The following is a 12,039-nucleotide window of genomic DNA, read 5'->3' on the forward strand; positions in this document are numbered from 1 at the left end:
TTGCCTTTATTACGGTTCATAAAATAGTGGCCATCAGCGAGTTAAGCGCTGTGCCCATGCGTTTACAGCTTCTTCGATCAACGCATAAGCATGGACAAAAGCAGGTTTGCCCTGACGGTAAGGGTCACGGATCTCACGATCGTTTTGCCATTTCCCCAGCATCAGTACCTTGCCTCTCGCTTCAGGAGCGATGTTGAGCACGCCGCTGACATGTTTTCGTTCCATCACTAGGATCAGGTCCGCCTCGCTGATCGCTTGAGTCGCTAGCTGAGTGGCCTCGTGCTCTGCGGGTGCATAACCATGCGCCTCGAGTACCGCGCGGGCCGTCGGTTCGATGGGTGCACCGACCAGCGCCGCCAGGCCGGCGGAACTGACCTCAATATCAGAATCAGGCAGTGCCCCACGCAGGAGATTTTCCGCGATGGGACTACGGCAAATATTACCAACACAGACAATCAAAACTCTTTTAAGCAAGATAAATCTCTCCGTCTTGTCAACATTAGCGGTGACATCACACTTGCCGAACATAAGAGTTTTTAACCACAGATAGACTTGGGCCTCTGTAGACCCAGAAAAAGCAGCGTCAGGCTTACAACTTAGGCGGGTATTTATTACCACGCCCTTTGAACTTAACCCAAGTTTTTATCCGGACAAAAAATAACACTTCTGCGCTATCGGCGCCTTGCACGATTATTGAGGTATTTATTCCGACGGTTTCTAACAGTTATGGATTTACAGTGATCGTTCGATCTAAAATTTTTCCATAGTATCCAATAGACAATAATCGGTACCCGTAGCTGGTCTGTACCTGCCAGGTAGATATGGAGCTCCCGGGGCATGCGTCGATTGAATAGGGTGACTTACAAATGAACAACGTTGCATGACCATAAATACTGCACACGCCGCCAAGACCTGGTATCTGGTCCAGTGCAAAGCCCGACAGGATGAGCGTGCCGAAGAGCACCTGCGGCGCCAGGGCTATACCTGTTTCCGTTCCACCTACAAACGAGAGCGCCAGGTAAAAGGACAGCGCAGGATAATCAGCGAATCGCTATTCCCAGGTTATCTGTTTATTCAACTGAGCCTGCACGTCAGCTGGAGTCCCCTGCGTTCGACTCGGGGCGTTTCGCGAATCGTCGCATTCGGTGGTCATCCACTGCCGGTCAGCGATACGCTTGTGAACGAACTCCAAGAACGGGATCACCCGACCATCGCGATAACGCTGTTGCAGCCAGGAGAAAATGTTCGTATCAGTGACGGCCCATTTGCCGAACTCGAGGCCGTATTCCTAGCGATGGAGGGGGACGAACGCGTGGTTCTGCTGATGAACTTTCTGCAGCGCAAACAGCAAATCAGTCTGCCGCTGGCCGGAATCAGCAGGCTCCCACGTAACGCACATTTATGATGTCGGTGATAGCGGAAACTCGCTAACTGGAAAAACAAAAAGCCACTCCCGCTATTGCGCAAGAAAAAATAACAATACATGTCATGATCGACTAAAAATAACATTTCGGTACTTTTCCACTGTCGCATAATAAAGTACCACCTGAGAACACTAGCAACGGGACGGCCATGAACACTTCAAAGTTATTGGTAGAGCGTATTGGCCTGTTTCCTTCCTCGGGAAATATTCATATCGAGGTGAATAACTCAACCCGTCTCGTCGAACGTATACACGTGTTGTATGCCGACAACTCGCTGGACAGTGACGAGTCCTGCTCCGGACTGTCCATAGTCTTCGCCGATTGGCGTTTTAAGTTGCAGGTGAGCGACGCGCTGTCGGTATGCCTGTGCGTGGAAAGTCGCGGCGACAGTCAGTTCATGCAGATTAAGACCGCAGAGTTACTGGCTTATATAGCCAGCACTGAGGCGCGTGCATGAGCCTGCTGGGTGATTTGAAACGCGGCTATGCGCTGAAAAAACTCACGGACATGTTTGAAGGGTTCGCAGAACCGGCGCTAGGTGCGAACTACACACGAAACACCCAAGTGATTAGCCATTGGCTGGACCAGTTACAAGGCAACTCTCCCCAGGAGATTACCCATACGTTGTTCAAACAGATGAAAAACACGCGGCGCAAGAACGACAGGCGGCGCTTCTACGCCCAGACGGTGCTGCTGGCGCTGATGGTGGAAAGCAACCTGGCGCTGGACCTGGCGACCTACTCGGCCTTCCTGTGCGCGGTTTCCAGCCGCCAGGCAGGCTCTTGATGGGCCTGGTCAGCACCTGACAGGGTCACTGCGACGCGGTTGAGCAGCAACTCCGCGTTGTACTTGGGGACCAGCGCACAGACCAGCAAAAACACCAGCCCGCCGCCCATGAACGCGGGCGATACCTTGATGGGCGCGGCATCAATACGCCAAAGAAACACCAGGGCGGCTGTCACCCCGAGTGCGGCACCGGCCAGGGCTTCATTCAGCGGATGTATATAAGGTGCGACACAATAAGCACTGAACCCGAGACTTATCGTTAACCCCAGCAACGCCGCCGGCCAACGCCAGGCCAAGTTGAACTGGCGGGCCAGTAAACTCGTTGCCACCGTGACCATCAAGCAGGTATTCATCGCGTGGCCACTTATTACCGCAATATCCAAGTGCTGGGACGATAAGCCCCACCCTTTAAACAGCAACTTGCTGGCCGCCACAATCGAATAAGTAATCCCCACGGTTATTATCCAGGCGCGCAGTGCCCAAGGGGTGGAATACCTTAACCAGACAGCAATCACCAGTGCGGCCGGAATCATGACGGTAATGCCGCCATATTGCGCAAGTTCTGCCCGCATCACTGCTTAACCTTCGAGGTGCCGTTTTCGGCGCTCATCAGACCTCAGGCCCAAAAAAAACACAACGTTATCTAGGGTCAGCAACGCACTAAAAATGCAATTTACTGATTAAGATAGATCAGGATGATTCTATATTTTAATAATTAGGTTAGAACAAAACGGCATTTTACACCGGCTGTCGCGGCCCCTACCGTGGACGAGCATGACCGACCCCCTGCCCGGCGGAGGTACCCAACCCCTACTCGACAAGGACAGACCATGAGCATTGAATTCATCGGCTATATCGGCGGTCACCACGCTTCCGAGATCCACCCGCGCAGCGGCCCTATCCTGCAACCGGACTACGTGGAAACCGTGGCCCGCGCCCACGAAGAGGCCGGTTTCGACCGCGCGCTGGTGGCGTTCCATTCCAACAGCCCGGACAGCACACTGATCGCCTCCCATGCCGCCAGCGTGACGAAAAAACTGCAGTTCCTGATCGCCCACCGTCCGGGCTTCGCCCAACCCACCCTGGCCGCGCGCCAGTTCGCCACCCTTGATGTGTTCAATGGCGGGCGCACCGCCGTGCATATCATCACCGGCGGCGACGACCGCGAACTGCGCGCCGATGGCAGCCATATCGGCAAGGACGAACGCTACGCGCGCACCGATGAATACCTGAGCGTGGTACGCCAGGAATGGACCAGCGATCAGCCCTTCGACTTTGCGGGCGCCTACTACCAGGTCGAAGGCGCGCACTCTGCGGTGAAGTCGCCGCAGCAGCCGCATATCCCGCTGTACTTTGGCGGCTCTTCCAAGGCCGCGATTGAAGTGGCGGGCAAGCATGCCGATGTGTATGCGCTGTGGGGCGAAACCTATGAGCAGGTCCGCGAGATCGTGACCCAGGTGCGCGCCGAAGCGGCCAGGCATGGGCGCACGATTCGCTTCAGCCTGTCACTGCGGCCGATCCTCGCCGCGACCGAAGAACAGGCGTGGGCGCGTGCCGACAGCATCCTGCAACAGGCCACCGAGTTGGCGCAAAAGAATGGATTTGTGCGGCGTGAACCGCCGAATGAAGGCTCGCGGCGGCTACTCGCAGCGGCGGCACAGGGCTCGCGGCTGGACAAGCGTTTGTGGACGGGGATTGCGCAGTTACTGGGCGCGCAGGGCAACTCCACCTCGTTGGTGGGTACCGCCGAACAGGTGGCAGAGGCATTGGTGGATTATTACGACCTCGGCATCACCACCTTCCTGATCCGTGGATTTGATCCGCTCAATGATGCGATCGACTATGGCAAGCGGTTGATCCCCCTCACCCGCCAGCTGATTGCTGAACGCGAGCAGGCCAAACAGGTCGCGTAAGCAAGCACACTACAAAACCAATGTGGGAGGGGCTTGCCCCTCTCACATTCCTATCTTCATTAGGCTCGGGATCAGTTCTTGTAGTCGGTATCAGTCCGCTCCAACTGCCGAATCAGCGCATTCCAATGCCGCGCCACCCCCGGTCCTTCGCCACTGGCAAACACCTTGGCCTGTTGCTCGACCTTCTCCACCACTTCGGCCGGCGGGAAGATCAACTCCGCATTCCCCGCCGCCTGCGCCGCGACCTGGATATTGCAGGCGCGCTCCAACTGTTGCAGCTGCACAAACGCATGTTCAACGCTGACACCGGCGGTCAACAAGCCATGGTTGCGCAGGATCATCACGCTCTTGTCACCCAGGTCCGCGACCAGGCGCTCACGTTCGTCCAGGTCGAGGGCCACGCCTTCATACCCGTGGTACGCCACGCGTCCGGAAAAACCAATGGAGTGCTGGGAGATCGGCAGCAGGCCGTCCTTCTGCGCCGACACCGCGATGCCGTCGCGGGTATGGGTGTGCAGCACCGCTTGCAGGTCATGACGTGCGCCGTGGATCGCGCTGTGAATCACATAGCCGGCGTAGTTGATGCCCAGGCCGGTAGGGTCGTCGACGAGGGTGCCGTCGAGGTCGACCTTGACCAGGTTGGAGGCGCTGATTTCATCAAACAACAGCCCGAAGGCGTTGATCAGGAAATGCTCCTCCGGCCCCGGTACACGGGCGGAGAAGTGGGTATAGATGTGGTCGGTCCACTTGTACAAGGCGGCCAGGCGATAAGCGGCGGCCAATTTGACGCGCACCTCCCACTCTTCCGGGGTAACGCGCTGGCGAACATTGTTGGAGACGCTGGTTATCGAGGTGACGCTGCTCATGGCAAAACTTCCTGGATGGCCTTAAGGACTTCCAGGCAAGCCTAGGGGATGGCAAAAAATAATAAAAAGCACATTTTAATATAAGCTAATTATTATTTTTTTTCATAACCAATCCCCCTCCTACATGGCTTACGCGGCGTTGCGGACTTTATGCAGGGACGCCGCCACCCGCTGGCCAAACGCATCCACCGGCCCCTGCAGGTTGCCCAGGAAGTGCGGATAGATCAGCCACAAATCCATCACCGGCTTGAAATCCTTGAGCGGCATCACCGCCAGTTGCTCGCGGTGCGCACTGCGTTCGAGCAGTGGCCGTGGCACCAGGCCCAAGCCCAGGCCGTCCGCTACCAGGCCCAGTTGCAGCTCGGTACCGAAGGTCTCCAGGTTGACCCGCAGGGCCAGGCCCTGATCGGACAAGGTACGCTGCAACCCGGCGCGGAAGCCGCAGCCGTCCGGGTTGAGGACCCAGCCGTTCTGGTACACATCAGCCAGCTTGCACGGCTTTTTCGGCAACTGGGCCTTGGCGCAGACCACCACCAGTTCCATCTTGCCGATGGACTCGCCGACGATGTTGTCCGGGAAGATCTTGCCTGCCGGGAACAATGCCGCCGCCGCGTCCAGTTCGCCGCGCTCGATCTTGCCCACCAACTGGCTGCCCCAGCCGGTGGCAACCTGGGCACGCAAGTCAGGGTATTCGCTGCGCAGGTGCTTGAGCGTATCCAGCAGCACCACGTCGCCGATGGTCTGCGGCACACCCAGGCGCAGCAGGCCGGTGGGCGGTGCGTCGGTGGCCACCAGCTCACGCAGGGCATCCATCTCGCGCAGGATCAGCCGGCACTGCTCATAGACGCGGGTGCCGATCAACGTCGGTTTGAGGGGTTTGGTGTTGCGGTCGAACAGCTCCACGCCCAGCGCCTGCTCGAAGTTCTGCACGCGGCGGGTAATGGCCGGCTGGGTCAATTGCAACGACTCGGCGGCATGGCTGATGGACTGGCAACGAATCACTTCGACAAAGGCATCGATATCGTCAATTTTCATTTGGGCCGCACATAGAGAACAGTCATTAAGATGTGTGTGAAGCATAGTTGCAGGAACGTGGCGTGAATAGCCCGTGCTGCAATCGATAACGTCTAACGCTATTCAGACCGGTTCTAAATTACCTTCAGCTATAAGCTAATCATTAAAAAATAGCATATTAACTATAAACATTATGCTTAGATAAACCCATCCCTGCGACCACACGATGGAAGTGCCATGACCCAGGCCCGACACCCCGAGAGACTCAGAGCCTTCATAGGCGCCCTGGCGGAATTGATCGACGGCAATCCACGCGAAGGCGACCTGTTGCACCGCGGCGGCAAGCTGCTGGCGCAACTGGTCAGCCATGACGACTGGCTCCCCGATGAGTTTGCCCAACCCGACCCCGAGCGCTACCAGCAGTTCTTGCTGCATGCCGATTCGCGCCAGCGTTTCAGCATTGTCAGCTTTGTGTGGGGGCCGGGGCAAAGCACGCCGATCCATGACCATCGGGTGTGGGGGCTGATCGGCATGTTGCGTGGCGCAGAGTTCTCCCAAGGCTTCGAACGCGCGCCCGACGGCAGCCTGGTCGCCGAAGGCCAACCGATTCAACTGGTGCCGGGCCAGGTCGAGGCGGTGTCGCCCAAGGTCGGCGACATCCATCAGGTGAGCAATGCCCACCGCGACCAGGTGTCGATCAGCATCCATGTGTACGGCGCCAATATCGGCGCGGTGCGCCGTGCGGTGTACCAGCCCGACGGCAGTGAGAAACTGTTTATCTCCGGTTATTCCAACGCCTTCCTCCCGAATATCTGGGACTTGTCCAAAGAAAAGAGCCCTGCCCTATGACCACCGTATCGACCCGTAGCTTCGCCCAGATTCGCCAGGCCCTGTTGGACCATGCAGAAGTCGCCCTGGTGGACGTGCGCGAAGAAGCGCCGTTTGCCGAATCCCACCCGTTGTTCGCGGCGAATATCCCGCTGTCCAAACTGGAACTGGAGGTGTATTCGCGCATTCCACGCCGGGATACCCAGGTCACCGTCTACGACAACGGTGAAGGCCTGGCTGCCCGCGCCGCCGAACGCCTGGTTGCGCTGGGCTACACCCAGGTCAGCCTGTTGGAAGGTGGCCTCGACGGTTGGCGCCGGGCCGGCGGCGAGCTGTTTATCGATGTAAACGTGCCGAGCAAGGCCTTTGGCGAACTGGTGGAGAGCGAGCGCCACACGCCCTCCCTCGCCGCCGAAGACGTGCAGGCGCTGCTCGACAGCCAGGCCGATGTGGTGGTGCTCGACGCCCGCCGTTTCGACGAATACCAGACCATGAGCATCCCCACCGGCATCAGCGTGCCCGGTGCCGAGCTGGTGTTGCGTGCGCGGGAACTGGCGCCCGACCCGGCCACCCGCATCATCGTCAACTGCGCCGGGCGTACCCGCAGCATTATTGGCACCCAGTCGCTGATCAACGCCGGCGTGGCCAACCCGGTGTCCGCACTGCGCAATGGCACCATCGGCTGGACCCTGGCCGGGCAGAAACTCGCCCACGGCCAGTCGCGGCGCTTTGCTCCGACTTCGGAAGAACACCGCCAGATCGCCGCCGTCGATGCACGCCGCGTCGCCGACAAGGCCCGCGTCGGTCGCGCCACCCTCGCCGACCTGCACGCCTGGCAGCAGGAAGCCAACCGCACCACCTACCTGTTCGATGTGCGCACCCCGGAAGAATTCGAAGCCGGCCACCTGCCCGGCGCGCGCTCGACCCCGGGCGGCCAACTGGCGCAGGAAACCGACCATGTCGCCAGCGTGCGCGGTGCGCGCCTGGTGCTGGCGGATGACGATGGCGTGCGGGCGAACATGTCTGCGTCGTGGCTGGCTCAACTGGGCTGGGACGTGCATGTACTGGATGACCTGCAAGCGGCGCACTTCAGCGAAAAAGGCGCCTGGGTCGCTCCAGACCCCGCGCCCCCCCAGGCCGAACTGATCAGCCCGCACACCCTCGCCGAATGGCTCGAGCATGGCGACACCGTGGTGCTGGATTTCACCGCCAGCGCCAACTACGTGAAGCGCCATATCCCCGGTGCCTGGTGGGTATTGCGCGCACAACTGCCCCAGGCCCTGGCCAAGGTGCCCGCCGCCCAGCGTTATGTGCTGACCTGCGGCAGCAGCCAACTGGCGCGCCTGGCGGTGGCTGAAGTCGAAGCGATCACCGGCAAGCAAGTGTTCCTGCTGCAAGACGGCACCGCCGCCTGGATCAACGCGCAACTGCCACTGGAAGAAGGCGAAACCCACCTGGCCTCGCCGCGCATCGACCGCTACCGCCGACCGTACGAAGGCACCGACAACCCCAGGGAAGCCATGCAGGCTTATCTGGATTGGGAATTCGGCTTGGTCGACCAGTTGGCCCGTGATGGGACCCATGGGTTTTACGTGATCTGATCACTTTTCCAGGCCCAGCGCAGGTCTCTGTGGGAGGGGGCAAGCTCCTCCCACATGGACCGCATCTACAAGAGGCGATCTGCGGTGTGTTCATGACTTCAGGAGTCAGCCACCACGCCTTCATTCCGCTTGCAATACGGCTGCAGCCAGTGCATCGCCGGCTGCCCCACTAATGTGCTGGCCCTGGAAACCCAGGGCAAACCCCGGATCGCTGTCGACGTTCTGGGGGGATCGCGCATGGCCTCTACTGCCTCTTATGAGTAGGTGCTTCACCGCTATCCTGACGTTCAGGAATGGTTGGCGCTGCTCGGCCTCCCGACGGATGAGCAGTGGCGTTACTTTCTGAGGATCGCCGCCAAGTCGTCTATCCGTGATCGGCTTATGCTTTCGTTGGCGTATTGCGGCGCGCTTCGTTGTGCCGAGCTTGGTGTCCCTGAGAATCGAAGACCTGGATGTGGCCCATCGACTGATTTCAGTGCGAGCTGAAACGACCAAAGGCCGACGCAGCCGCGTCGTGTGCTACAGCCCTGACATTGCGCCGATACTCGGAATGCATCTTCATGCCCTTCGTCTGGCCGGTAAGAGTATCGAGGGTATTGACCCTGTCTGGGTCAGTGGGTGCCGTCGCTGGCGAGACACCTCAACCTTACGTCCCCGTACACGGGAAAGTAACTACAGCTTCATGTTGAGAACCGGCATCTGGTTGACGCGCGAGCAGCTGTGGGTGAACTCACCCGTCGATTGGAACACATCGACTTGCGCGGCCCTTATCGCGGAGATTGATCAGATGACCGTTGGTGAATGGGCTCTGGAGTCAGCGCTCGGTACGAAGTTGAAAGGGCTTGGTCAACCGATGCACCGAACTCAAAGCGAGCGTTTCTGCATGCCTTACGCCGCTTTTTCATCGACGTTGAACTGTGGGGCTGGGGACGTCTGAAGTTCAGCCCCGTCATCACCTGGCCACACCCCGTACCGTGGCGTTCAACTCGGGTATCAATCCACGCGTTATCGACGACTCCAGCTGGCTCAAGCTGGTCTGGGCTAGCCTAAACCTGGAGCGTAAGGATTTGCTCTCGGAAATCCGTTCTGAAGCAGTTGCCCTCATCGAATGGCGTGTGCGGGCTGCGATTTTAATATTCCCAAAGCCAGTGCCAGAGCGCAGGCTCTGAAAAGTAAAGCATCCATCGGACATTATCTGGAGGTCGTGCCCCTGACGGCTGATGAGCGGGCTATTGTCGAAGGTGACTTGGAAAAGCTGGACGGACTTATTAAAAACTCGATGACGTGCCGACTCTGGATGGAAGAACGCCCAGTCAAATCGAGTTAAAAAATCCGATGATCGTGAGCATTCTGATTTAAGTTTTATTAGTCGCCCAGGAAGTTATTAAGCTCCAATGACTCACGCGCAGTCAATAATCTCTTGAAATTAAGGTCAGCGCTATTTTCGATTTTAACATCATTCAATCCCGATCCAGGAGGCGTGCTCGCCATAATGACGCGTGATTTATGAACATCTGCAAAATTCAAGATTTTTTTCATGTCGTTGCTTTTTAAATCTACATCTTTAAAAATCACAAATGCAGATTGTATGTTTTTATTTTTTGTTTCGCTAAGCCACTGGAATTCCTGTTTGCAGAAATCAGAACCCAGCCACTCGGGCGTTATGAAGAATGCCATTTTTTCTGCTTGCGCAATCCCGTTTTTGTACCCGACATCCCAAAACGGGTTTTGCATTTTAAATACATCTACATGTTGTAGTTTTTCAAGCTTTGTAAATTTATTTGATTGCAGGCTGATTGCATCAAGGTAATGAGTTGCGGCATCGTGCGACGAGCTTTCATTCGGATTTTGAGATCTGTACAAATCATGACGAAACTGCATTGCCAACTCGAAGCCTCCTTCCCGAGCTCCAAAAGAGACAATGTTCTTTACGCCGCCTGTTAATTTTAGTACATCATGAATTCCGGATAACTGCTCAAGATTTAAATTTTTCAAGGCACCAAGTGACTCCTCGAAAAACCATCCACCCTCAGGCCTGCCTAAATCACTAAGCCTTTGCGCAACATGTTCTTCAATATTTTTACTAGCGACACCAGTGACAGAAGAGGTGCCTGCCGATTGAGTTTGGATGGCCTCTACATTAGTCAGATCACCATGTTGACCTCTGCTGAAATAGCTTAAAGAATTTGCATGCATGTATACCTCCAGACGCCGCTTCTGATTAGTTAGCTCTTCGTGGCTTTTACCCATGATGTGGTTCCAAAATTGGCGGGAGAGCTGCTTGAAGGCTTCTCACGTAGAGAGTTTTTGTTAGGACGTAAGAGGTTGATTTTCCATTCCACATAAACGTCGACACCGACGGCGAGCAACTGCGTCACCCCGACCCCGCCGCCGCGCGCGAAGCCGGCCTGCTCGGCCGATACCGGTGGGATTCCGGCTAGGATAAATGGGTGGATGAGCCGAAAAATCGCAAAGAGCATTGGTGCATGGATGGGGTCTTTGTGCCTACCTTATCCATAAGGCCGCCCCGCCCGCTGATTTGAAACCCAGTATGAAATTCACCTCACAGGCGAAGAGGGAAATTTTTTGTTATTAGTCAGATAAAAATCCAGGTGCTTTTTTGGTCTCTCTTGAAAGGCTGGTGCTTTACCTATCCCATAAGCCAAATCAAAGTAATTATAAGCCTCGTCAGTTCTTCCCAACTCTAGAAACGCCATCCCTAGGTTAATCAAAGGACCTGTATCAACGCTCGATTCTCGGCTATCCAAGGCCCTATGCGCCCACTGCTCAGCCGCCTTGAAATCGCCGTTATCGAAGTGAAGGTTGAAAAAAAGTGTATGAGTTTTCGGGTGGCTTGGAACATATCGTTGAGCGTGTCATGAGCGTTTCTCACTCGCCCATCTGGCTTTCGATCATTCGGCGGAGACGGTCGTAGCGATAACGCTTAGCCTTTGTGCCCGTCATGGTTTACAGCGCACCGCATTTTTACTACGAGGCGGATGTCGACAAGCGCCACGACGACCCGACGGCGCAGCGTTGCGTCAATCGGTATTCAGTAGTTCATTGGGCGCGATGACATTCACGTCAGGTCTAACTATTAAGATAAGGTGATAGAAACGCCTCAAAGAAAAGTTTGACGCTGCCGGCTGCTTTCCAAAAGCCGCCGTTATGTTTATCTACGTCTGGAGTAATGTACTTAAGCTTGATCGGGGCCTTGCTGTTCAAATATACCGGCTGGCCGTACGACCGCTCATTGGTTTTTTTATATCTAAGCCGCCTTGCCCTCTCGGCGTGTATGCAACTCAAGCCCTTTGGGTCCACCCACCCTATCGGGTTAGGCCCATATTGATAGAGATTCAGCCCCCCCGCCAACCCAACCGGATCCGGCGTCGTAAACCGCCCCACATCCGGGTCATAAAACCGGAACGTGTTGTAGTGCAGCCCGATCTCCCGATCCAGATACTGCCCCTGAAACCGCAGATTGTAGTGGTCAACTAATCCCGGACACGACGTTAAGTTTTTTCTCGGCCTGAGCCGGTGGCAGCCCACCATTAAATTGGTGCGGTCGAATCCAGTTGTACCGGTGCATCAAAAAATGGCTGATATC

11 protein-coding genes and 2 pseudogenes are annotated in these 12,039 nt (G+C 56.5%); 7 read left to right on the forward strand and 6 right to left on the reverse strand.

Features of this window, described 5'->3' with window-relative positions:
• Positions 1–33: 33 nt before the first annotated feature.
• A complete protein-coding gene (locus tag FIV39_RS31795) occupies positions 34–474 on the reverse strand; it encodes a low molecular weight protein-tyrosine-phosphatase (protein WP_452603505.1) in 441 nt (146 codons plus the stop codon).
• A 406-nt stretch (positions 475–880) separates the two neighbouring features.
• Between FIV39_RS31795 and rfaH the strand changes: the two genes are divergently transcribed.
• From rfaH to FIV39_RS31810, 3 genes are all read left to right on the forward strand, one after another.
• The gene (rfaH, locus tag FIV39_RS31800) at positions 881–1,405 is read left to right on the forward strand and encodes a transcription/translation regulatory transformer protein RfaH (protein ID WP_090403239.1); all 525 of its coding nucleotides are present in this window, start codon (positions 881–883) and stop codon (positions 1,403–1,405) included.
• 167 nt (positions 1,406–1,572) lie between these two features.
• Positions 1,573–1,881, forward strand: a complete 309-nt coding sequence (locus tag FIV39_RS31805; protein WP_244176293.1) for a phosphohexomutase domain-containing protein — start codon at positions 1,573–1,575, stop codon at positions 1,879–1,881.
• Entirely contained in the window at positions 1,878–2,210 is a 333-nt protein-coding gene (locus tag FIV39_RS31810) for a hypothetical protein (protein ID WP_090403236.1), read from the forward strand. The genes FIV39_RS31805 and FIV39_RS31810 overlap by 4 nt, the downstream gene beginning before the upstream one ends.
• Here the strand turns inward: FIV39_RS31810 and FIV39_RS31815 are convergent.
• A complete protein-coding gene (locus tag FIV39_RS31815; protein WP_276544829.1) occupies positions 2,162–2,782 on the reverse strand; it encodes a hypothetical protein in 621 nt (206 codons plus the stop codon). The genes FIV39_RS31810 and FIV39_RS31815 overlap by 49 nt on opposite strands.
• Before the next feature lie 258 nt (positions 2,783–3,040).
• On the opposite strand from FIV39_RS31815, the gene FIV39_RS31820 reads away from it, so the two are divergent.
• Positions 3,041–4,123: an LLM class flavin-dependent oxidoreductase gene (locus FIV39_RS31820; protein WP_090403232.1), complete on the forward strand. Its 1,083-nt coding sequence runs from the start codon at positions 3,041–3,043 to the stop codon at positions 4,121–4,123.
• 71 nt (positions 4,124–4,194) lie between these two features.
• Here FIV39_RS31820 and FIV39_RS31825 read toward each other — a convergent pair whose 3' ends face one another.
• Positions 4,195–4,989: a class II aldolase/adducin family protein gene (locus FIV39_RS31825; RefSeq protein ID WP_090403230.1), complete on the reverse strand. Its 795-nt coding sequence runs from the start codon at positions 4,987–4,989 to the stop codon at positions 4,195–4,197.
• Positions 4,990–5,118: 129 nt separating this feature from the next.
• Complete coding sequence (locus FIV39_RS31830; protein WP_090403229.1) at positions 5,119–6,024, reverse strand: LysR family transcriptional regulator; 906 nt, start codon at positions 6,022–6,024, stop codon at positions 5,119–5,121.
• A gap of 216 nt (positions 6,025–6,240) precedes the next feature.
• Here FIV39_RS31830 and FIV39_RS31835 point away from each other — a divergent pair, with 216 nt between their 5' ends.
• The 3 genes and pseudogenes from FIV39_RS31835 to FIV39_RS33670 form a co-directional block, all read left to right on the forward strand.
• Positions 6,241–6,852: a cysteine dioxygenase family protein gene (locus FIV39_RS31835; protein ID WP_090403227.1), complete on the forward strand. Its 612-nt coding sequence runs from the start codon at positions 6,241–6,243 to the stop codon at positions 6,850–6,852.
• Complete coding sequence (locus FIV39_RS31840) at positions 6,849–8,432, forward strand: rhodanese homology domain-containing protein (RefSeq protein WP_146371704.1); 1,584 nt, start codon at positions 6,849–6,851, stop codon at positions 8,430–8,432. Before FIV39_RS31835 ends, FIV39_RS31840 begins: the two co-directional genes overlap by 4 nt.
• Positions 8,433–8,741: 309 nt before the next feature.
• Positions 8,742–9,791 (forward strand): annotated as a pseudogene (locus FIV39_RS33670) (tyrosine-type recombinase/integrase); the annotation flags it as partial.
• A gap of 6 nt (positions 9,792–9,797) precedes the next feature.
• Here FIV39_RS33670 and FIV39_RS31860 read toward each other — a convergent pair.
• Both FIV39_RS31860 and FIV39_RS33180 read right to left on the reverse strand, forming a co-directional pair.
• Positions 9,798–10,682, reverse strand: coding sequence for a type III effector (locus FIV39_RS31860; RefSeq protein WP_244176291.1), 885 nt, complete (start codon positions 10,680–10,682; stop codon positions 9,798–9,800).
• Positions 10,683–11,522: 840 nt separating this feature from the next.
• Positions 11,523–11,918, reverse strand: a pseudogene (locus FIV39_RS33180) (RHS repeat-associated core domain-containing protein); the annotation flags it as partial.
• Positions 11,919–12,039 lie beyond the last annotated feature (121 nt).

It is taken from the genome of Pseudomonas grimontii (assembly GCF_007858185.1).
Lineage (GTDB): Bacteria > Pseudomonadota > Gammaproteobacteria > Pseudomonadales > Pseudomonadaceae > Aquipseudomonas > Aquipseudomonas grimontii.